Origin of the sequence: Duganella sp. S19_KUP01_CR8 (assembly GCF_036688705.1) — a bacterium.
Lineage (GTDB): Bacteria > Pseudomonadota > Gammaproteobacteria > Burkholderiales > Burkholderiaceae_D > Rugamonas.
Genome location: NZ_JAQQPR010000003.1, coordinates 1 through 23,146 on the forward strand (window position 1 = coordinate 1; position 23,146 = coordinate 23,146).

The 23,146-nt window shown below is 65.2% G+C and carries 9 protein-coding genes; 4 read left to right on the plus strand and 5 right to left on the minus strand.

Going from position 1 to position 23,146, the window contains the following annotated elements; all coding sequences use genetic code 11:
- Positions 1-224 precede the first annotated feature (224 nt).
- Entirely contained in the window at positions 225-1,097 is an 873-nt protein-coding gene (locus V6M89_RS03720) for a serine hydrolase (protein ID WP_332851905.1), read from the plus strand.
- Positions 1,098-1,124: 27 nt separating this feature from the next.
- Here V6M89_RS03720 and V6M89_RS03725 read toward each other — a convergent pair whose 3' ends face one another.
- From V6M89_RS03725 to V6M89_RS03745, 5 genes are all read right to left on the minus strand, one after another.
- Positions 1,125-1,955 (minus strand): SDR family NAD(P)-dependent oxidoreductase, encoded by an 831-nt coding sequence (locus V6M89_RS03725; RefSeq protein ID WP_332851906.1) that lies wholly within the window; start codon positions 1,953-1,955, stop codon positions 1,125-1,127.
- 80 nt (positions 1,956-2,035) lie between these two features.
- Positions 2,036-4,012, minus strand: a complete 1,977-nt coding sequence (recD, locus tag V6M89_RS03730) for an exodeoxyribonuclease V subunit alpha (RefSeq protein ID WP_332851907.1) — start codon at positions 4,010-4,012, stop codon at positions 2,036-2,038.
- Positions 4,002-7,769, minus strand: coding sequence for an exodeoxyribonuclease V subunit beta (gene recB, locus V6M89_RS03735; RefSeq protein WP_332851908.1), 3,768 nt, complete (start codon positions 7,767-7,769; stop codon positions 4,002-4,004). The genes recD and recB overlap by 11 nt, the downstream gene beginning before the upstream one ends.
- Positions 7,766-11,191, minus strand: coding sequence for an exodeoxyribonuclease V subunit gamma (recC, locus tag V6M89_RS03740; protein ID WP_332851909.1), 3,426 nt, complete (start codon positions 11,189-11,191; stop codon positions 7,766-7,768). The genes recB and recC overlap by 4 nt, the downstream gene beginning before the upstream one ends.
- Positions 11,192-11,227: 36 nt before the next feature.
- A complete protein-coding gene (locus V6M89_RS03745; protein ID WP_332851910.1) occupies positions 11,228-14,377 on the minus strand; it encodes a CHASE domain-containing protein in 3,150 nt (1,049 codons plus the stop codon).
- Positions 14,378-14,572: 195 nt separating this feature from the next.
- Between V6M89_RS03745 and V6M89_RS03750 the strand changes: the two genes are divergently transcribed.
- The 3 genes from V6M89_RS03750 to V6M89_RS03760 all read left to right on the plus strand — a co-directional run bounded on the left by V6M89_RS03750 (position 14,573) and on the right by V6M89_RS03760 (position 23,144).
- Entirely contained in the window at positions 14,573-16,174 is a 1,602-nt protein-coding gene (locus tag V6M89_RS03750; protein ID WP_332851911.1) for a CehA/McbA family metallohydrolase, read from the plus strand.
- 168 nt (positions 16,175-16,342) lie between these two features.
- On the plus strand, positions 16,343-18,235 hold the full coding sequence (locus V6M89_RS03755; protein ID WP_332851912.1) for a putative bifunctional diguanylate cyclase/phosphodiesterase: 1,893 nt from the start codon (positions 16,343-16,345) through the stop codon (positions 18,233-18,235).
- Positions 18,236-18,239: 4 nt separating this feature from the next.
- Positions 18,240-23,144, plus strand: coding sequence for a hybrid sensor histidine kinase/response regulator (locus tag V6M89_RS03760; protein ID WP_332851913.1), 4,905 nt, complete (start codon positions 18,240-18,242; stop codon positions 23,142-23,144).
- Positions 23,145-23,146 lie beyond the last annotated feature (2 nt).

Consider the following 23,146-nt stretch of genomic DNA (forward strand, 5'->3'; position numbering starts at 1 on the left):
CCCCATTTGAGCATGAGTTCGGCTTGACTAGCCGAACTCATGCTCAAATGGGGGACCTGACCCCGGATTGAAATAAATAGAATCGTGGAGTTACATTCAATAGACGAGAAACCACTTTAATGTTATCTTCTATCCTCAGGAAATATTGCCGCATAGCTAGACTAGTTTTGCGCCGCGTCAACTTCTGACGCCCGATACACTCCTCACTCCCAAGAATACCTAACATGCTCAAGAAAATTGTTGCTGTATTGCTGAGTTCGTTTACTGCGGCTGCGCTCGCGGTGCCGCTCGGCTCGCAGTCGGTGCTGGTCGTCGAAGACGGCACCGGCAAAGTGCTGCTCGAAAAAAATTCCAACGTTCAAGTACCGATCGCCTCGCTGACCAAGCTGATGACCGCGATGGTGGTGCTCGATTCCAAGGCGGACATGGATGCCCCCATCAGCATCGATAAAACCGACGTGGATATGCTCAAGCACAGCACCTCGCGGGTGCCGGTCGGCGCCGAACTGGCCCGCCGCGATGCGCTGCAACTTGCATTGATGTCATCAGATAACCGCGCCGCCGCGTCGCTGGCCCGCACCTATCCAGGCGGCCCTGACGCGTTCAAACTGGCGGTCAACGCCAAGATCAAGGCGCTGGGCCTGACCCAGACCGTGATCGAAGAACCGACCGGCCTGTCGCCGAACAACCGCTCGACCGCGACCGACCTGGTCAAGATGGCAACCGCCGCCTCCGCCTATCCGGACATCCGCCGCATCACCACCGACACCAAGGACATCATCAACATCAAGGGTCGCCAGGTGGAGTACCACAACACCAACCGCCTGGTCGGCGCCAAGGGCTGGGATGTCGGCCTGTCGAAGACCGGCTACACCGAGGAAGCCGGCCGCTGCCTGATCATGCGCTTCAAGTCGGCCGGCAAGAACGCCACCCTGGTGCTGCTCAATGCCAAGGCCAACTCGGCCCGTCTGATGGACGCGTTCAACATCCGCCGCTTCGTTGCCGGCCCGGACGGCGAGCCGAAAGTCATGAAGGCCTCGGTCACCCGCCACAAGAAAGCCGCCAAAACGGCCAAGCGCCACCGCCGCGCGGCATAAACGCCGGCGGCGGCCAGCGCCGCCATGTCAGAACCCCGTCAAGCCGCCGGTGCACATCAGCGTCTGGCCGCTGACGTAATCGGACTCGGGAATGCACAGCATGTACACTGCGCCGGCAGCCTCCTCGGGCGAGCCGCCGCGGCCCAGCGGAATGCTGCGCTCCAGCGTATCGAGCAGGTCGGCGTTGAGGCCGACCTTGATGTCGCGGCCGTCGATATTGGCGGTGGCGGCCTCGGCGGTGCTCGACGTCAGGCGCGTCTTGATGAAGCCGAAGGCCACGCAGTTGACCGTCACGCTCATGCGTCCCCATTCCTTGGCCAGCGTCTGCGTCATGCCGACGATGCCGGCCTTGGCCGCCGCATAGTTGGCCTGGCCCGGGTTGCCGAACAGGCCGGCCACCGACGAGATGTTCACCACCTTGCGCACCACGCGGCGGCCGGCCTCGGCTTCGGCCTTGCTGTAGCCGCGTATCACCGGCTGCGCCGCGCGCAGGATGCGGAACGGCGCCGTCAGGTGCACGTCCATCATCGCCTGCCACTGGTCGTCGCCCATTTTCTGGATCACGTTGTCCCAGGTGTAACCGGCGTTGTTGACAATGATGTCGAGCCCGTTGAATTCGCTGACGGCGGTGCCGATGAAGCGCTCGGCAAAGTCGGCCGCGACCACGCTGCCGACACAGGCGACCGCCTGGCCGCCCGCCGCGCGGATCGCCGCGACCGTCTCCTGCGCCGGCACCTCGTCGAGATCGTTGACAACGATGCGCGCGCCTTCGCCGGCCAGTTTGAGAGCGATCGCGCGGCCGATGCCGCGTCCCGATCCGGTGATCAGCGCGACTTTGCCGTCTAGTTTGGATGTCATGGTGGTTCTCCTCGGTGATTGATGTAATGGGGTCGAATGATACGCTGCAGCGCCGCTACTACAACGGCGCGGACTGTAGGCTAGTTTCCCAGCAAGCCCCGCAAGCCGCTGGCGCGCTGGGTGCGCTGGGCGATGGCGTCGAGCAGCACCTGGCCGTTCGGCGTCAGCAGCGTGAAGTAGTCGCGCGCGCGCGTGATGCCGGTATAAATCAGCTCGCGCGCCAGCATGCCGCCGCCGTCCTTCGGCAGCACCAGCACCGTATGCTGGAACTCCGAACCCTGCGACTTATGCACCGTCATCGCGAACGCGGTCTCGACATTCCTGAGCCGCGTCGCCAGCACGCTGCGCACCTGTTCACCGTCCGAGAAGTAGACGCGCAAGGCGCCGGGACGCGCCGGGTCCGGCAAGGTCAGGCCGATATCGCCGTTGAACACGCCGGTGCCGTAATCGTTGCGGGTGACCATGACCGGCCGGCCGACATACCACTCGCCGCTCCGGCGCAGCAGGCCGGCCGCTTGCAAGCGCTGTTCGATCACGTCGTTCAAGCCGGCCACACCCCACTCGCCGTCGCGCACCGCGCACAGGATGCGGAAGGTTTCAAAGCTGGTCAGCACCGACTTCACCCAGGCCAGATAGCCGAGGTCGTCGCCGTCCGGGCCGCCGGCCTTGATCATTTTCAGGTAAGCCTGGTAGCCGCCGGCAGCGCCGGCCCGGCCTGCCAGCGCCAATTGCAGCAACTCGGACGGCTGCGCCGGATCGATCCAGGCCACCTTGCCATCCTCGCTGTTGCGCAACACCTGGACCGAGGTGGCGGCGTCCCCGGCGTTGACGGCCAGCGCCAACTGGCCGATCGGCCCGCCGAAGCGGCGGCTCTCACGCAGCATCACGGTCTGCTGGGCGATGGGTCCGCCATCGCCGGCGTAGCTGTCGGGAATCTGCTGGCCGGTGCTGGCTTGCACATACGACAGCGTTTCCGCATCGTAGGCTCCGGCCTCGGCGTCGTGGCACAGGTCGCCCAGCACGGCGCCCGCCTCCACCGACGCCAGCTGGTCCTTGTCGCCCAGCAGGATCAAGGTCGCCGTCGGCGGCAGCGCCGCCAGCAGCGCCGCCATCATTTCCAGGTGGATCATCGACGCCTCGTCGACGATCAACACGTCGACCTCCAGCTGATTGCCGGCGTTGTGCTGGAAGGCGCGCGTGTCGGGCCGCGCTCCGAGCAGGCTGTGCAACGTGCGCGCCGCGCCCATGCGGGCCGCCAGTTCGCGCAGCCGCAGCGCCGGGCCGACCTTTTCCGCCAGGTCGTCCAGCGCCGAATCGATCGATTGCTTGAGCCGGGCGGCGGCCTTGCCGGTCGGTGCGGCCAGCGCCACCCGCAAGCCGGACTGGCGCTCGCCGGCCGTGGCGAACAGCAAGGCCAGCAGGCGCGCCACAGTGTAGGTCTTGCCGGTGCCGGGACCGCCGGTGATGATGCCCAGCTTGCCGCGCATGGCGACCGCGCAGGCGATTTTCTGCCAGTCGGTGGCGCCGCCGCGCGGCGCGTGCGGGAACAGGATGTCCAGCCAGTGACGCACGTCGGCGGTGGCGGCCTCGGCATCGAGGGCGATCAGGCCGCCCAGCGCGCGGCCGCGCACGGCTTCCGCGACCAGTGTTTCGTCGCGCCAATAGCGGCGCAGGTAGAGGCGTTCGCCGTCCAGCACCAGCGGTTGTTGGAAATCCAGGTCGCCCACCGGCAAGACCTGGTCGCAGCCAGCCAACAGCGCGCGCCAGGCGTCGGCGTTCCTCGGCCAGGCGCCGGCCGTATCACGCAGCGCGCGCCATTCGTCGCTGGTCCAGCCCAGTTGGACGGAGAGGTCATCCTGCAACTCATCGAGCATCAGGCAACTGTGACCGCGTCCTTCAAGTTCGGATAGCAGCACGCACACCGCCATCAATTGCGGCGAGCTGGCGCCCACCGAGGCAATGAAGCGCGCAAATGCCCCGCTCAGGCGGCGCAGCTGGCCGTTCTCGGTCAAGGCGTCGACCTGATCGAACAGGGCGGCGGACGTTTCAATACTCATGCGGTGCCTCCGCTTGCGCTACGCCGGACTCATCCAGCAACCGATCCAGCCCGGCCAGCAGCTCAGGATCGGGTTCTATCAGGTAACAACCGCGCGTTTGCTGGTTCGCAATACCGCGCAGGAACAGGAAAATCGCGCCGCCCAGGTGCTCGGCCGGATCGTACTGGTCGCCCAGGCGGCTTTGCAGCAGCCGATGCAGCGCCAGCATGTAGATCGCGCCCTGGATGTCGTAGCGATGCTCGGCCATCGCCGCCACCAGCGCCGGCTGGTGATAGGCGGCGTCGCCCGCGCCGAGCGCGTTCGATTTATAGTCCAGCACCCAGAACCGGCCTTCGTGCTCGAACACCAGGTCGGCGAAGCCTTTCAGCATGCCATGCAGCTGACGTTCCGGCAGCGCCGGCCGCGCCACGCCACCCAGCAGATGCGTCGCGCACAGGCTGTCCAACGCACCGGTGCTGAGGCGCTCGCTGGGGAACCAGAACTCCATCTCCGGCAGCGGCGATTCAATCGCGCTCAATGGCGCGCCCAGGTACGGCAAGCTGGTGCCGGCGATCTCGCGCAGCCACGCCAGCGTATCCTCCAGGCGATTGCCCCAACCGGCACGCTCCACCCGCCGCGTCAGGCGCGATTCGAAGTTTTCGTGATCGACGACGGCAAAGCCCTCCTGCCCCATCCACTCCAGCTGCTCGTGCAGGAAGTTACCCGGCACCGAGCCGCGCGGGAAGCGATGCCACGGCGCGTCTTCCACGCGGTTCGACAGCGCGATCGACGGCATGCCGGCGCCTTCCAGCAGGTTCTCCTGCAAGCCGTCGCGCGGCACCGGCAAGGACGATGCGCCGCTGCCGATGGTGCCGGTCGGGCCGGTGCGCCGCGCCAGCGAACTGAAACTACCCACCGACCAATCGCGCTCGAAGCGGCCGGTGTAAAGCTGCGGTTCCAGCAACGGCGGGCGTTGTTCGATGCGGCTCAGGCGCGTGAACTGCTGCATCGCCATCTCCAGCGTCTCGATGCTGATGCCGTCGCAGCCTTTGCAAGCGTGGCCCCAGCGTTCCATCATCAGGTCCGACGGCAGCGCTTCACCGCCGGTCAGCAGATAACCCAGCGCCGATTCGTGCAGCGTGTTGTCGCCCGCCTTGCGCGCGGCCAGCGCCGTCACGCCCAGCCACAGGAAGTGGCGCGCACGCGTCAGCGCCACGTACAACAGGCGCAAGTCCTCCTGCAGGCGCGCGCGTTCGACCAGTTCCATCGCGGTGTCGGTCAGCGCCATGTCGATCTGGCGCACGCCCTCCTCGTCGCTGAATTCGAAGAAGCTGCGGTTGCGCCGCTCCACCTTGCGCGCCGTGACGGCGAACGGCAGGTACACCAGCGGATACTCCAGGCCCTTCGATTTGTGGACGGTGACGACCTTCACCAGCTCCGCATCGCTTTCCAGGCGCAGCACGCGTTCGTCGCCGGCGCCCTCGCCGCCTTCGATCTGCTCGGCGAGCCAGCGTATCAACGCCTGCTCGCCATCGAGCTGACGGCTGGCCGATTGCAGCAGCTCAGCGAGGTGCAGCAAGTTGGTCAAGCGCCGCTCGCCGCCCGGCTGCTGGAGCAAAGTCGCCGGCAATTTCAGCTCGTGGATGAAGCGGCGCAGCATCGCCAGCACGCCCTGCCGCTGCCATACGATGTGCAGCGCTTTCAATTGTTCGACGCGCGCTTCCCACGCCAGTTCGTCCGACGACAGCTGCGCCAGTTCCGCCAGCGGCAGGCCGGTGGTGCGGGTGGCGAAGGCTGCGCGCGCCAGGCCGCCGTCCAGTGGACTCGCGACGGCCGACAACCAGCGCAGCACATCGGCCGCTTCCTCGCTGTCGGTAACGGAATCCTTGTCCGACAAATACACGCTGGCGACCTGGCGCCGTTGCAGCGCGCGGCGTATGGCCGCAGCCTCCTTGCGGTCGCGCACCAGCACGGCGATGTCGGCCGGTTGCAGGCGCACGAAGCCTTTCGGGCCTGCGAAGCCCGCGTTCTCGTCGTTGAGCTGCGCGACAATATGCTCGGCGCAGTGCCAGGCAAAGAACTCGCGGTAGCTGTCCGCTTTCAGATCCTGCGTGGCGCTGCATGCGATGACCAGCGCCGGCACGTCGCCCGCCGCGTTGACCATGCGCTCGCCGCGTCCCTTGGCGCCGACCGCTTCGAACGGCAGCGGATTCACGCGCGTGCCGGGATCGCGGAAGCGGAAGGCGCCGCGTCCGAAGCCGCCTTCCGCAGGCTGGCCTTCGGCGTACATGAACAGGTGATTGACGGCGTCCACCACCGGCTTGGTCGAACGGTAGTTGGTGCCCAGCTGGTAGTGGCGGCCGGTGGTGGCCATGCGCGCGGACAGGTAGCTGTGGATGTCGGCTCCACGGAAGCCGTAGATCGACTGTTTCGGATCGCCGATCAGGAACAGGCCTGTCTCGGCATCGTTGTCCGCCACGCGGTACAGCAGGTTGAAGATCTGGTACTGGTTGGGCGCCGTGTCCTGGAATTCGTCGACCATCGCCACCGGATACTGGTCGGTGATGCGCTTGCGCAGTGCGGCGGCGTTCTCGCCTTGCAGCGCGGCGTTCAGGCGGTCCAGCATGTCGGCGAAGCCGAACTGGCGGCTGCGCTTTTTCAGCTCGGCCATGCGGCCGGCGACGGCGCCCGCCGCATGGCGGTACAACGCGTGCGACAGCGGTTCGATGTCGTCCAGCGCCCGCTTCAGCGGTTCGATGGCGTCGAAGTCGTCGGGGATCGTGGTGCTGTAGCCTTTTGAAAAAGCGTCTTCAAGGCCGTGCGGTGTCAGGCGCTTCCAGGCGGTGTCCGAGATGTCGGGCATGACCATGGCGGGATCTTGCGCCCAGGCGCGCAGGCCGTTGAACCACGCCACCAGCGAATCGGCCCGCATCTTGTTGCCGTTGAAGCATTTGGGCGACAGCACCCGCTCCGTGGCGATCCATTGTTCCATGCGGTTGGCGCGATCCACCCAACCGGCCTTCAGGGCCGCCAGCTGCACCTGCTGCTCGCGCTGGACGGCGGCGATCAGCTCGGCCAGCGATCCGGCGGTGGCGCCCGACACGCTGTGGTCTCCGATGATGTCGGCGCGCTTGACCAGCTCCCGTATCGACTTCTTCAACGCGCCCACGTCGCCCCAGCATGACAGCAGCGCATCCAGCGATACGGCGTTGAGCGGATAAACCTGCTGCCGCCAGTAGTCATGCGCTGCGTCTTCGAACAAGGCTTGCTCGTCGCTGACCAGTTCCTCGTCAAACAGGCTGCCGCTGTCGAAGGCGTGCTCGCGCAGCATGCGCTGGCACCAGGCGTCGATGGTGAAGATCGCCGCCTCGTCCATCGTCTCCGCCGCCAGCATCAGGCGGTGCGCGGCTTGCTGCTGCTCGCCGTGGCTTGGGTAGGATTCGAGGATGGCGTCCAGATAATCGTCGCGCACCACGCCGCTGCCGGCGCCCAGGCCCATCGCCGAGTAACCTCGGAAGTAGGCCGCCGCCTCCACCAGCCGTTCACGCACGCGGTTCGACAGCTCGCGCGTAGCGGCGCGGGTGAAGGTCATCACCAGGATATCGGCCGGCAGCAAGGGCCGGCGATAGGCGTTGTCGCCGCCGTGGCCCAGCACCAGCCGCACGTACAGCGCGGCGATGGTCCAGGTTTTACCGGTGCCGGCGCTGGCCTCGATCAGGCGTGAGCCGTGCAGCGGGAAGCTCAGGGGTTCCAGCGAATTAGCGGCGTTTGTGCTCATGCTGCGTCCTTGCCGCTTTGGTCATCAATGACGTCTATCGTGATGGATTGTTCAAGCCAGTCGGCCAGCGGTCCGTAAAGCGCTTGCGAGACGTCGGCAAAATCCGGTTCGGCGCTGAGCGCCGCAAAGTCCGGCCACAGGCGGGCCAGGCACAGGTCGTCGCTCTCGCCGGAGATCTCGAAACCGCCGTCGTACACATCGCGCGGATCGCCTTCCTGCGCCAGCGCCAGGGCGGTCTTGCAGGCGGTCGGCAAGGGGCGGTTCATGCCGTCGCGCCACAGGCAGACCAGCTCCCGCAAGGCTTCCAGCGCTTCGGCCTGCGCCAGCGGTTTCATGGTGACGATGGCGTCGCGCGCCACCAGGAAGCCCGCGACCGGCATGCCGGCCGCCGCCACCGCCAACTGGCGCAGCCACATGGCGATCAATTTGTCGCCGCGCGGCTTGCCCTGCTTGTCCGTGACCTTGGACGACATCTGCGCCAGCCATACGGTTTCGCTGCCGTTGCTGCGCAGCTGGTCGATCCAGTCGTCAACCTGCACGCCGGCCAGCTGGAGGCTCAGCGCCACCTTCGCCGCCGGCAGCTCGTAGCGCTCGCGCAGCGTCAGCCAGGCGCAGCGCACCGGCACCAGCGCCTGCACCAGCTGGTGTTGGTACTGCTGGCCGATCAGCCCTATCGGCAGCACGCCTTCGCGGGCCAGGCGTTCGGCGCGTTCGGTCATCTTGTCGTAGACCTGGTGGAGCTCTTCCGCCTCGGCGCCGTCGTCCAGCATGGTGTCTTCGAGCAGATAGCGTTCCAGCGCGTTCAGCGAGAACGGCTCCTCGTCCTCGCCCACCAGCGCGGCGTCGCCGAACATCACGCCGAGGCGCTGGCGGAAAAAGAAGCGCACCGGCTGGCGCATGAAATTGGTCAGCGTCGACAGCTTGAGGCGGTACTTGTCGTCGATCTCGTATGGCGGCAGCTCGGTGACGGCGGCATCGCCGGCCTCCTCGCCGTGCGCCTCGCGCCATTCGCGCGCGTAGGTCAGCAGGCCGCCGTCCTCGAAGTAGCGGCGGCTGAACGGCTGCAAGGCGTGCTCCGTGGTGCGCGCGTGAGGATCCAACCGCCAGCCGTTGACCAGGTAATCCCGCAGCTGCGACACCAGCACCGACGGCGGCTGCTCGCTGTTGTCGCGCACATTGCGTCCGACCCAGCTGATGTACAGCTTGTCGCGCGCGGCCAGCAGCGCTTCCAACATCAGGTAGCGGTCGTCGTCGCGGCGCGAACGGTCGCCCGGACGGGCCATGCCCGGCTGCGCCAGCAGGTCGAAATCGGCCTTGGGCGCACGGCGCGGGAAGTCGCCGTCGTTCATGCCCAGCAGACAGACCACGCGGAACGGCACCGCGCGCATCGGCATCAGCGTACAGAAAGTCACGCCGCCGGAGACGAATTGGTGATTCAGCGTCGGCTCGTCGAGTAGGCCCAGCCACGCTTCGCGCAGCACGGCCAGCGGCACGGCTTCATCGTACTGCGCGCCTTCGCAGGTCTCCAGCCAGTTGTTGAGCGCATCGTCCAGATGCGCCAGCGTCAGGCGGTCGCCCTCCTCGCCCGCTTTGAAGAAGGCCACCAGCAGCGCGCGCGCCTGCACGCCCCACTCGGCCGGCGAATGCGATTGCGCCAGCACGGCGCGCCAGTGCAGCAGTGCTTCGACCATCTGCGCCAGCGATCCGGCCAGCGCCGCATCCAGGCCGCCCACTTCGCCATACGCCTCGATGCCGGCAAAAGCCGCATCCTCGCCGCTGGCGTAGCCGAGCAGCATGCGGCGCACGCCGAACAACCAGGAGTTCTGCTCGCCCGCCGCGCCCAGACCCAAGCCGGCGCGGTGTTCGGTATCCAGTCCCCAGCGCACGCCGGCGCCTTCGATCCACAAGCCCAGCGTCGGCAGGTCATCTTCTTTCAAACCGAAACGCGCGGCCAGCGCCGGCACGTCCAGCAGGTCGCGCACCTCGCTCTGGCGGCAGCGCTGCTGCGGCAATCGCAGCAGCCATTCCAGCGCCACCAGCAGCGGATTGACGCTGCGGTCGTTGACGTCGCCGATTTCAAACGGAATGTAGCGCGGATCGCTGCGGCGGTGCTGCGCGAACACCGCGTGGATGGCGGCTGTGAAGGTGTCGATGTCCGGCACCATCACCACCACGTCGCGCGGACGCAGGCCGCTGCCGTCGGCGAACATGGCCAGCAGCTGGTCGTGCAGCACCTCCACCTCGCGCTGCACGCTGTGGGTGACGTGGAATTCGATGGAGCGATCGTCGTCCGGCGGCGGGATCTGCGGATGTTCGGACAGCGGCAGCAGATCGCGGATGGCGGCCTGCACCTGCGAAAGCAACGGGCTATCTCGCCCCGCTCCCTCGCCATCGCTGAACAAATCGATGCGCAGTGGCGCAACATCGTCGTTTTCAGCGGCTGCGGCGGCCGAGGCTTCGTCGAATTCGTCCAGCATGCGGATGAAGTCACGGCCCTGACGCCCCCAGCTGGCCAGCAGCGGATGGCTGTGCGCATGCAGCTCTTCCAGCGGAATCGCGCCCAGGTCCTGGCCATTGCGCAGCTGCTGACGGCGATGTGCGCTGCGCAGCAGCTCGCGGCCTTCGATGATGTCGCCCCAATAGAACTGGCATGGATTGGGCACCGCCAGCAGCACCTGCGTGTAGCGCGACAGCGAAGCGAGGGCCTGCAAGCTTTGATACGGCAGAGCCGAGACGCCGAAGATCACGATGCGGCGCGGCAGGCGGCCCAGCGGCTCCTCGCCGGCGGCGCTGGCGCGCACGAATTCGGTGTGAACGGTGGCGCGGCCCAGCTCCCGCTCATGCGGTTCGACGTCGGCGATCACCGCCCGCCACAACTGGCCTTGCCAGCGCTGGTCTTCCGGCAGCGGATGCGCTTCGTTGCGGGCGTTGCGCAGCTGGTCGCGCCCCTGGGCCCAGTCGTCCAGCCAGTCGGCGCGATAGACCTGGTATTGATCGAACAAGTCGGCCAGGCGCTCGGCCAGTTGCAGCCGGCGTTCGGCCTCGCCGTCGGCCAGGAAATGGCGCAGCGGCGTGAACACGGGATCGGCCAGCAAGGTGGGCAGCAGGCGCATCAGGCGCCAGGTCAGCGGGCCTTTGTCGAAGGCGGAGCGCACCGGCACGCGTTCGCGCCCCAGCATGCCGCGATAGGTTTCCCACAAAAAGCGCGCCGGCAGCGCCACCCGCGTGGCGGCGCAGACCCGCATTTCCTCGGCCAGCGCGATCTTCAGCCATTCGGCCACGCCGTTCGACTGCACCAGGATGGTTTCCGATTCGAGCGCCCCCAGCGGATGATTGCGCAGCCATTGGAACACCGCCGCGCGCAGCTGCTCCATTTGATTACCGTGCAAAATCAGCAGGCCGGGGGTGATGCTCGAATGCATAGGGCTCTTCGTGGGAATAGAGCCCGTATTATCGCTCTAGCCGGGGTCGTAGGCCAGCAGTTCCTGCTCCATGCGCTCGTTCAGCAGCGCCAGCATGGCATGCAGTTTTTGCACCAGTTGCCGGGCGTTGGCGCAATCGGCGTCGTGACGCACGTTTTCCAGCGCCAGGCACAGGTTCCCGAAACGCATAGCGCCCACCGCGCGGGCCGAGGATTTGATGCGGTGCCCCAGTTCGGACAGGTGCGCCAGGTCTTCCTGCGCCAGCGCCGCGTCGACTTCACGCAAGCCTTCGCGGGCCGAGTCCAGGAACAGCAAAGCGTATTTGCGCATCTTGTCGGCCTTGCCGCCGAAGGTCTGGGCCAGTGCGGCGACATCGAGCAGCTCCGCCTCATCGAGCGCAGGAGCCGGCGCCCCGGCGCTCGCCGGTATCGACGGCGCAGCCGCTTCAACCCGCGCCGCAGGCTGCTCCACACCCGGCGCCATCGCCCGCACCTGTCCTTGCAGCGGCGCGGACGCGCCATCGGCCATGGTGAAGTACGACGGCGGAGGCGGCGCCAGCGGCCGCGCGAAGCTGGCCGTGCGCGCCCGTTGGCTCATCCACTTGGACAGCATATTGAACAGCACATTGGGCGCGATCGGCTTGGTGACAAATTCATCCATGCCCGCGCCCAGGCAGCGCTCCTGGTCGTCGCGGCCGGCGTTGGCGGTCATCGCGATGATCAGCGTGGCCGACAATTTCGGATGGGCGCGGATCAGGCGCGTGGTCTCGTAGCCGTCCATCACCGGCATCTGCACGTCCATCAGCACGCAATCGAAGCGTTCCTTGAGCAGCAGGTCGATCGCCTCCTTGCCGTTGTTGGCCACGCAGACGGTGGCGCCGGCATCCTCCAGCAGCTCCTGGCCCACCTGCTGGCTGAAGATATTGTCCTCGACCAGCAGGATGGAGGCGCCGCGTATGCTGTCCAGCACATCCGGCTGCACCGACTCGTCGCTCGGTTGCAGCATGCTGACGCCCTTGGCCAGCCGCGCCGTGAACCAGAAGATGCTGCCGGCGCCGGGATGGCTGTCGACGCCGACGCCGCCGCCCATCAGCTCCGCCAGCTGCTTGCTGATGACCAGCCCCAGGCCGGTGCCGCCGTAGCGGCGCGTGGTCGAGGTATCGGCCTGGTGGAAGGACTGGAACAGCTGCTCCAGCTGGTCCGGCGACATGCCGATGCCGTGGTCCTCCACTTCGAAGCGCACCAGGATATGGCCGTCGCGCTCCTCCAGCGGCCGCGCGCGCACATACACCTTGCCGTTTTCCGAGAACTTGATGGCGTTGCTGGTGAAGTTCAGCAGCACCTGCTCCAGCCGCAACGGATCGCCGCGCAGCTGCTGCGACAGTCCCGGCCAGATCTCGTACACCAGCTCCAGTCCCTTGGCAGCCGCGCTCTCGCCCAGCTGGCTGGACATATTGGACAGCAGCGAATCAAGCGAAAAGTCCAGCACCTCCAGGTCCATCTTGCCCGCTTCGATCTTGGAGAAGTCCAGGATGTCGTTGATGATGCCCAGCAGGTGCTGGCCCGAATGGTAGATCTTTTGCAGGTAGTCGCGCTGCTTCGGATGCGTGACCGATTTCAGCGCCAGGTGGGCCATGCCGATGATACTGTTCATCGGCGTGCGGATCTCGTGGCTCATATTGGACAGGAAATCGCTCTTGGCCTGGTTGGCGGTGTCGGCTTCCTCCTTCAATTGATGCAGCTCGGTGACGTCGGTCGACAGGCCGATGACGGCCGTGACGGCGCGGTCTATCTCCACCGGCACCTTGACGGTCCACAGATGCTGCACCACGCCGTCCCGGCCGACATACTTGGTCTCGCCGGAACGCTTGACGTTATCGGCGAACACTGGCCGCTCCTGCGCCCATGCGGCGTCGGCGACGGCGGTCGGCATCAGTTCGCGATCGAGCTTGCCGACGATCTGCTCCACCGGCAATCCCATCGAGTCGGCCATCTTGGCGTTGACGTAGATGTAGCGGCGCTTCTGGTCCTTCATGTAGACGTGGGCGTCGACGTTGTTGAGCACCGTGTCGAGCAGCACGCCCTGCTTCAGCGCGCGCCGGCGCGAGGAGTACAGCACGAAGAAGTAACTGTACAGCAGCATGGTGCCTGCAAGGCCGGTCAGGCCGGCGACCCACGGGAAATACAGATCGAAGCGCGTCAGCAGCTCGGATTTCCTGACCTGGAACTGCGCCTTCCACAAGCTGCCGTTGAAATCGATCGGCAGCACCGACTCGAAATACTCGCTGCGCGCGCCCATCGGAATGGGCGGCGCCTTCAACGAGCCGTTATCGTTGAACAGCAGGCGGTCGGTCTTCTCGATCACCAGGCGGCGCTGCTCGATTTCCTTGCTGCCGTCTGCATACAGCATCAGGTGCACCTGGCGCACCGTCATCTCGTCGATGGCGCCCTGCACCAGCTTGGACACGCTGAAACCAATGCCGACCGAGCCCAGATAGGCGGCGCGCCGCCCCGCCACATCGGCCACCGGCATATCGCGGCGATAGACCGGCAGGCGGATGCCCAGGCCGATGTGCGGCGACGGTTGCTGGATCACGATCGGCTGGCCGGAAGCGCTGACCTGGCCGCTGTCGCGCGAGGCCGCCACCAGTTTGTCGACCAGCGGATTGGCGACCACGTCGACGCCCATCTTCTCGTCCATCATCGACGCCGGCTCCAGATAGGTCAGCACGGCGTAGTGCGCGCGCCGGCCCGGCGGCTTGATGTCGAAGTTCGGATAGCCCTGCGGCGACATGCTGCGGTCCGCGCGCACGCGGGCGACGAAGGCGTCGCGCTGCGCGTCGGCAACCAGCGGCGCCCAGGTCACCGCTTCGATGGCCGGGAAATGACGCGGAATTTCCAGGCTGGCCACGTACTGGTGAAATTGCAGGCGTGTCAAATCATCGCTGGTCTGGAACAGCGCCACCAGGCCGTGCGTCAGATCGGAATACGATTTGATGCGGGCCGAAATTCCGTACTGCGTGCTGCGCGCCAGGTTCTCGAAGCGCTGGTTGGCATCGTCGTCGACGGTCTTGGCAGCGGTACCATACAGGGCCGCGCCGACGGCCAACGCCAACGCGCCGCCAGCCAGCCAGAACAACAGGCGGGGACTGCGGACCGCTTCCGTCGCGTTACCCGATTTGAGCATTCGCCATCACTTTAGGTCTATAAATTTGCGGAAAATTTTGCATCACAGCAGCATACTATTAATGCCGCTTGGGAACCAGTGAAACAATTGGAGAGAATTCACCAATTTTTCATGCAAAATTCAAGGGAACCATATGCTATAAGGCGCGCTCTAAAGATGAGGTTGGCAATTTTCCGGCACTGCGGGAGACTCATCATGCGCGCACCATCCATGATAGCGGTATTTTTCTCAAGCATCGTCTGCATGCCGATAACGGGTCATGCGACGACTGTTGACCATCACGAATTTGAAGCCTGGCTGGAAGCACCTTTCCACGCCGATACACACGGCGCCCGCACTTTGGCGTTGCACTTTTCCGCGCCGGACCAGCAACCGGGCGACACCCTGCACTGGCGCCTGACCCTGCTGGCGCCGGACGGCCGCACCTTGCGCAGCTGGCGCGGCGCGCATCCCATGGCCGAGCCCACCCACGATGTGGCGCTGCGCTGGCGCGCGCCGTCAACGCTGCGCCACGGCATCTACCGCCTGCGCCTGGACGCCAGCGCGGGCGCAGGCCCCACTGTCGAGCAAAGCTGGAACGTGATGGTCGGCAAAAGCCCAGCGCCTATGGCATCCCTGCTGGCGCCGACAGCGGTGGACACCTTCCCCTACGCGGTCTACCTCGGCAATCTGCACAGCCAGACCAATCACAGCGATGGCGGCGGCGCGCTGGACCATTGCACCGGCGCGCAAGCGCCACAGAGCGCCGCGCTCGGCCCCACGGACGCCTATGCCTACGCCCAACAGCACGGCCTGGATTTCCTGATGACTTCCGAACACAACCATATGTACGACGGTTCGGACGGCACCAACAATGCCGCCGATTCGGCCGCCGCCAGGGCGCTGTACCGGAGCGGACTGCAAGCGGCCGCCGCGTGGAACCAGGCGCATCCGCGCTTTGTCGCCATCTACGGCCAGGAATGGGGCGTCATCAACCACGGCGGCCACCTCAACATCGTCAACAGCGAGGAACTGCTGGGCTGGGAACGCAACGCCCTCGGCGAGCTGCTCGCCGATACGGAAAGTCCAAAAGGCGACTACGCCTTTTTGTACAAATTGATGCGGGAACGCGGCTGGATGGGCCAGTTCAACCATCCGCAGGGCGACCAGTTCGCCATCCTGGGCAAGCCGCTGGCCTGGAACGCCGACGGCGACCAGGCCATGGTGTTGTGCGAAGTGATGAACAGCAGCGCCTTCTCGACCCGCAGCGACGAGACGGAAACCCATCTGAGCAACTACGAAACGGCCTGCAACAAGCTGCTGGAGGCGGGCTACCATGTCGCCTTCAGCAGCGACCAGGACAACCATTGCGCCAACTGGGGCGCGTCCTACAGCAACCGCACCGGGGTGCTGATGCCGCCCGACACGCCGCTGGACGGCCCCAACCTGCTCGCCGCGCTGCGCGAACGTCGCGTATTTGCCACGATGGATAAAAACGCCAGGCTGATGCTGACCGCCAACGGCCACCTGATGGGCGAACGCTTCGTCAATCGCGGCAAGCTGACATTGCAGGCGAATTACGCCAGCACGAGCGGGCGCGGGGCCGCCGCCGTCGCCATCTTCCACGGGGTGCCCGGTCGAAACGGCACGGTCGCCGTGCTCAGCAACAAAGCCCGCAGCGTCGTCAAACCCGCCGCCGGCGAGCATTTTTATTACGCCAGGGTGACCCAGGACGACGGAAAAATGCTGTGGAGCGCGCCGATCTGGGTCAGCCAGCAGGGCAGCAATCGTGCGCGGCAGAATATTGAATTACGATAATATTTTTGCTGGTAAAAAATTTCTGCATGGCGATTGTCATATTGATAAAATGCTGTTTTAACCATCGTATGGTTAAGCGCAATTTTGCTTGACTCCCGGACATACAAGAGTATCTTTTACCTTCCAGACACAGTGCGACAGCCCGATACCTCAACCGTTCAGCCAGCCGTGCCTATCCCAAAAGTCCTCCTCGTAAATGACGATCCGGCGAGCCTGTATGCGCTGGAAAGCCTGCTGTCCGAGGCCGCCGACCAACATGTGTACGAGCTGTTGACGGCGGGTTCCGGCAAGGAAGCCTTGCGCCAGGTGCTGCGGCACGAATTCGCCGTGATCCTGCTCGACGTCAGCATGCCCGGCATGGACGGCTTCGAAACCGCCGAAGCCATCCACTCCCACCCGCGTTCGGCGGGCGTGCCGATCATCTTCATCACCGCGCACTATGCGGACGAGATCAACCGCCTCAAGGCCTATCAAAAAGGCGCGGCCGATTACCTGTTCACTCCGGTGATACCGCAGATCCTGCAGGCCAAGGTGGCGGTATTCGTCGAGATGACGAAGAAGAATATCCAGCTGCGCAAAAAGAGCGAACAGCTGGCGCGCCTGAACCAGGACCTGCGGGTGCAGCGCCTGCAAGACCTGGAGCGCATCAACGCCGAGCTGGAACAGGAAATCAAAGACCGCAAGCAGGCCGAGTTGCGCGCCCACGAGCTGTCCACCCGCGACGCGCTGACCAACCTGGTCAACCGCCGCGCGCTGATCCAGCAGCTGGAGCATGCGGTGGCCACCTCGGACCGCAGCGGCACCGGCTTCGCGCTGCTGTTCCTCGACCTCGACAAATTCAAGCATATCAACGACAGTTACGGCCACGAAGCGGGCGACGAGCTGCTGCGCCAGGTCTCGGCGCGGCTGACGGCGGCGGTGCGCGTGGCCGACGTGGTGGCGCGGCTGGGCGGCGACGAGTTCGTGGTGCTGATCGAAGGCCGGGCGGCGGCGGCCAACGCCGCGCGCGTGGCGCGCAAGATCGAACTGGCGTGCGCCCTGCCCTTCGACATCGCCGGCCACCGACTGAAGACGGCGGCCAGCATCGGCATCGCTATCTATCCACAGGACGGCAACAACGCGCAGACGTTGATGAAGAACGCCGACACCGCCATGTACCACGCCAAGCAGAACGACGCCGGCCCGGTGCAGTTCTTCCACGAAGAGCTCAACGTGCGCGAGCGCGAACGCGGCCAATGGGCGCTGGAACTGCGTAAAGGACTGGCCGCCGGCGAGCTGGAACTGCGCTACCAGCCGCAGATCGACATCGCCAGCGGCCGCACCATCGGCGCCGAGGCCCAGCTGTATTGGCGCCATCCCGACAAGGGCGAACTGGAAGCGGTGCAATTCCTGCCGCACGTGCAGGATCGCGGACTGCTGGACCGCGTCGACGTCTGGGTGATCGGACAGGCCTGTGCGCAAGCGGCCCTGTGGCAGAAGGTCGCCGCGGCCGGCTCCCGTCCACGCGGCAGCGCGCCGCTGTGCATATGGATCAACCTGGCCACGCCACAGCTCAATACCGACCTGCTGCAAACGCTGCTGCCGGCGATGCGCAAACAGCATCTGGCGCCGGGCAGCATCGGCGTGGAATTGAACGAAAAGCTGCTGCAAGGTCCGGCCGAGCCGCTGACCCAGTTGCTGCGGCAATTACAGTCCGGCGGCGTACGCGCCGCGCTGGACGACTTTGGCAGCGCGCGCTCTTCGCTGGCGGCCTGCAAGCGCTGGCAGCTCAACGCGCTGAAGATAGACCGCAGCTTCATCCACGCGATCGGCAACGACGAAGGCGGCACCGACATCGTCGCCGCCGTCATCCACCTGGCGCGCGCGCTGGCCATGCGGGTCGTGGCGATGGGCGTCGACCAGAAAGCGCAGCTCGACGTGCTGCGCGCGCTGGGTTGCGACAGCTGCCAAGGCGAACTGTATTTCCCGCCGCTGACCGCCGCGGAACTGATTGAACACACCGGCGCCAAACCAACAGCGTCCACCACCAAATCCCACTCCCTCCTAAACGACGAGGAATAAGCCGATGAACGATATGACCGACATGGGCGAGCAGATCGACGCCAAGCGACTGCTGTCGACCCTGATGGCGCTGAAAAAAGGCGATTTCACGGCGCGCATGCCGTCCGACTGGACCGGCATGGCGGGCAAGATCGCCGACACCCTGAACGAAATCATCGAGACCAAGGAAAAAATGGTGCAGGTGGTGACGGACGTGAGCCGTGTGGTGGGCCGCGAAGGCCGGCTGACGCAGCGCGCGCAGGTTCCCAATATGTCCGGCGGCTGGGCCACCATTGTCAGCGCTGTCAACGCGCTGATCGACGATCTGGTGCGCCCGACCACCGAGATGGCGCGCGTGATCGGCGCCGTGGCGAAGGGCGACCTGTCGCAGACCATGGCGCTGGAGGTCGACGGCGTGCCGCTGAAAGGCCAGTACCTGCGCGCGGCAACCACCGCCAACACGATGGTGGAACAGCTGTCGTCGTTCTCCTCCGAGGTGACGCGGGTGGCGCGCGAGGTGGGTACCGAGGGTAAGCTGGGCGGCCAGGCGCAGGTGAAAGGCGTGGCCGGCACATGGAAGGACTTGACCGACTCGGTGAACTCGATGGCGGGTAACCTGACCTCCCAGGTGCGTAACATCGCCGAGGTGACCACCGCGGTGGCGAACGGCGACTTGTCCAAGAAAATCACGGTGGACGTGCGCGGCGAGATCCTGCAACTGAAGGACACCATCAACGTGATGGTGGACCAGCTGCGTTCCTTCGCGTCGGAAGTGACGCGGGTGGCGCGAGAAGTAGGTACCGAGGGTAAGCTGGGCGGCCAGGCCTACGTGCCGGGCGTCGGCGGCACATGGAAAGACTTGACCGACAACGTGAACTTCATGGCGTCCAACTTGACGGGCCAGGTGCGTAACATCGCGGCGGTGACCACCGCCGTGGCGAACGGCGACTTGTCCAAGAAGATCACGGTGGACGTGAAGGGCGAGATTCTCGAACTGAAAAACACCATCAACGTGATGGTGGACCAACTGTCCTCCTTCGCATCCGAGGTGACGCGGGTGGCGCGAGAAGTGGGTACCGAGGGTAAGCTGGGCGGCCAGGCGCAGGTGAAAGGCGTGGCCGGTACATGGAAGGACTTGACCGACTCGGTGAACTCGATGGCGGGTAACCTGACGGGCCAGGTTCGTAACATCGCCGACGTGACCACCGCCGTGGCCAACGGCGACTTGTCGAAGAAGATCACCGTGGACGTGAAGGGCGAGATTCTCGAACTGAAAAACACCATCAACGTGATGGTGGATCAACTGAACTCCTTCGCATCCGAGGTGACGCGGGTGGCGCGCGAGGTGGGTACCGAGGGTAAGCTGGGCGGCCAGGCCAACGTGCCCGGCGTGGCCGGCACATGGAAGGACTTGACCGACGGCGTGAACTCGATGGCGGGTAACCTGACCGGCCAGGTGCGCAACATCGCCGACGTGACCACCGCCGTGGCCAACGGCGACCTGTCGAAGAAGATCACGGTGGACGTCAAGGGCGAGATTCTCGAACTGAAAAACACCATCAACGTGATGGTGGACCAACTGTCCTCCTTCGCATCCGAGGTGACGCGGGTGGCGCGCGAGGTGGGCACCGAGGGTAAGCTGGGCGGCCAGGCATACGTGCCGGGCGTCGGCGGTACATGGAAGGACTTGACCGATAACGTGAACTTCATGGCGTCCAACTTGACGGGCCAGGTGCGTAACATCGCGGCGGTGACCACCGCCGTGGCGCGCGGCGACTTGTCGAAGAAGATCACCGTGGACGTGAAGGGCGAGATCCTGGAACTGAAAGACACCATCAACGTGATGGTGGACCAATTGTCCTCCTTCGCATCCGAGGTGACGCGAGTGGCGCGCGAGGTGGGTACCGAGGGTAAGCTGGGCGGCCAGGCCAACGTCTCCGGCGTGGCCGGCACATGGAAAGACTTGACCGAGAACGTCAACCAGCTGGCGGCAAACCTGACCAACCAGGTGCGAGCGATCGCCGAGGTGGCGACCGCCGTGACGCGCGGCGACTTGTCCCGCTCCATTCAGGTGGAAGCGCGCGGCGAGGTGTCCTACCTGAAGGACAACATCAACGAGATGATCCGCAACCTGAAGGACACCACGCTGAAGAACGCGCAGCAGGATTGGCTGAAGACCAACCTGGCGCGTTTCACGCGACTGCTGCAAGGCCAGCGCGACTTGCAGGCCGTGACCAAGCTGATTCTGTCCGAGCTGGCGCCGTTGGTGTCGGCGCACCACGGCGTGTTCTACATGATGGATTCGCAGGAATCCGACGCCCGCCTGCGCATGATCGCCAGCTACGGCTACCGCTCCAGTCGCAAGCTGCCGACCTCCTTCCTGCCGGGCGAAGGCCTGGTGGGCCAGTGCGCGGTGGAGAAGGTGCGCATCTGGCTGACCGACGTGCCGCGCGATTACATCGTCGTTTCGTCCGGCCTGGGCGCGGCGCCGCCGACCAACATCGTCGTGCTGCCGATTCTGTTCGAGCAGCAGGTCAAGGCGGTGATCGAGATCGCCTCGCTGGACCGCTTCACCGAAACCCACCTGTCCTTCCTCGACCAGCTGATGGAATCGATCGGCGTGGTGCTGAACACCATCGAGGCGAACAGCCGTACCGAATCGCTGCTGACGCAGTCGCAATCGCTGGCGCAGGAACTGCAACAGACCAACCAGGAACTGGCCGAAAAAGCCCGCCTGCTGTCCGAGCAGAACATCGAGGTGGAACGCAAGAACCGCGAGGTGGAGCAAGCCAAGCTGGCGCTGGAAGAGAAAGCCACCCAGCTGGCGCTGTCCTCCAAGTACAAGTCCGAGTTCCTGGCGAATATGTCGCACGAGCTGCGTACGCCTCTGAATTCGCTGCTGATCCTGGCGCAGCAGCTGGGCGACAACCCGGACGGCAACCTGTCCGGCAAGCAGGTGGAATTCGCCAAGACCATCCACGGCTCCGGCTCCGACTTGCTCACGCTGATTAACGACATCCTGGATCTGTCGAAGATCGAATCCGGTACCGTGACGCTGGACGTGTCCGAATATCGCTTCCAGAACCTGCGCAACTACGTCGACCGCACCTTCCGCCACATGGCCGAGGCCAAGCATCTGGGCTTCTCGGTGGAGCTGAAGGAAAACCTGCCGACCGCGATGATGACCGACACCACGCGCCTGCAGCAGGTGCTGAAAAACCTGCTGTCGAACGCGTTCAAGTTCACCACGCACGGCCAGGTATCGCTGGCCATTAGCCTGGTGAACAGCGGCTTCTCCAGCGACCACCCCAACCTGCTGCACGCCGACGCGGTGCTGTCCTTTGCCGTCTGCGACACCGGCGTCGGCATCGCCGCCGACAAGCTGCAACTGATCTTCGAAGCGTTCCAGCAGGCCGACGGCTCCACCGCCCGCAAATACGGCGGCACGGGCCTGGGCCTGTCGATCTCGCGCGAGCTGGCGCGCCTGCTGGGCGGCGAGATCCGCGTCGAATCGGCGGTCGGCAACGGTTCCACCTTCACGCTGTTCCTGCCGTATAACCGGGCCGGCTTCATCAACTACGACATGGGTCGCCAGCCGCAGGTGCGCCTGCCGACACCGGCCCCGCAGGTGGTCTACACCGCGCCGCACTACAGCGAACTGTCGCAACCGGAGCACGACAGCCTGAGCGCCATCACCGACATCGAGGCCGACATGGAGCAATATGGCAGCAGCGACGACCGGGGCCTGGTGGCGCCGGGCGATCCGTCGGTGCTGATCATCGAGGACGACGAGCGCTTCTCCAAGATCGTGCTGGACTTCGCGCGCGAGAAGAACTTCAAGGGCATCGTGACGCTGCAAGGCGATTCGGCCTTGAGCCTGGCGCGCGACTATCTGCCATCCGCCATCCTGCTCGATCTCGACCTGCCGGACATCGACGGCTTCACGGTGCTGGACCGCCTGAAACGCGATCCAAGCACGCGCCACATTCCGGTGCATGTGATGTCCAGCCTGCGCGAGCGCGAACGGGCGCTGCGCCTGGGTGCGATCTCCTACCTGAACAAGCCGGTCAGCAAGGCCGCCTTGCAGGAAGAGTTCACGCGCATCCAGAAGTTCCTGCTGGGTGGTAAACGCAGCCTGCTGGTGGTGGACGACGAACAAATGCAACGCGACGCCATCGTCGCCCTGATCGGCGACGCCGACCTGCACATCGTCGCCGTCGACACCGGCCAGGCGGCACTGGACGCGCTGCGCGAAGCGCGCTTCGACTGCATGGTGCTGGACCTGACGCTGCCCGACATCAGCGGCTTCGACCTGCTAGACATCATCGGCAAGGACGAATCGCTGCGCGACCTGCCGATCGTGATCAACACCGCCAAGGAGTTGAACCGCAAGGAAGTGGCAAAGCTGAAGCGCTACGCCAAGACCATCGTCATCAAGGACGCCCGCTCGCCGGAGCGCCTGCTGGATGAAACAGCGCTGTTCCTGCACCGCTCGCAGGCCAGCCTGCCGGAAGCTCAGCGCCGCATGCTGGAAGAGATCCACGCGGCCGACGGCGGCCTGGCCGGCCGCAAGGTGCTGATCGTCGACGATGACCTGCGCAACATCTTCGCGCTGTCGTCGCTGCTGGAGCGCCAGCAGATGCAGGTGTCGTTCGCCGAAAATGGCCGCGATGGCATCGAGGTGCTGGAAAAGGATCCGACCATCGAGATCGTCCTGATGGACATCATGATGCCGGAGATGGACGGCTACGACACCATGCGCGCCATCCGCCGCATCCCCAAATTCAAGTCGCTGCCGATCATTACGCTGACGGCGAAAGCGATGAAGGGCGACCGCGATAAATGTATCGCGGCCGGCGCGTCGGACTACATCACCAAGCCGGTGGACGTGGCGCAACTGCTGTCGCTGATGCGGGTGTGGCTGCACTGATG

Excerpts from the sequence above, each read along its gene's own strand:
- recC (WP_332851909.1), bottom strand. The coding sequence starts at position 11,191 with ATGCATTCGAGCATCACCCCCGGCCTGCTGATTTTGCACGGTAATCAA.
- V6M89_RS03725 (WP_332851906.1), bottom strand. The coding sequence starts at position 1,955 with ATGACATCCAAACTAGACGGCAAAGTCGCGCTGATCACCGGATCGGGA.
- recD (WP_332851907.1), bottom strand. The coding sequence starts at position 4,012 with ATGAGTATTGAAACGTCCGCCGCCCTGTTCGATCAGGTCGACGCCTTG.
- V6M89_RS03745 (WP_332851910.1), bottom strand. The coding sequence starts at position 14,377 with ATGCTCAAATCGGGTAACGCGACGGAAGCGGTCCGCAGTCCCCGCCTG.
- recB (WP_332851908.1), bottom strand. The coding sequence starts at position 7,769 with ATGAGCACAAACGCCGCTAATTCGCTGGAACCCCTGAGCTTCCCGCTG.
- V6M89_RS03720 (WP_332851905.1), top strand. The coding sequence starts at position 225 with ATGCTCAAGAAAATTGTTGCTGTATTGCTGAGTTCGTTTACTGCGGCT.
- V6M89_RS03760 (WP_332851913.1), top strand. The coding sequence starts at position 18,240 with ATGAACGATATGACCGACATGGGCGAGCAGATCGACGCCAAGCGACTG.
- V6M89_RS03750 (WP_332851911.1), top strand. The coding sequence starts at position 14,573 with ATGCGCGCACCATCCATGATAGCGGTATTTTTCTCAAGCATCGTCTGC.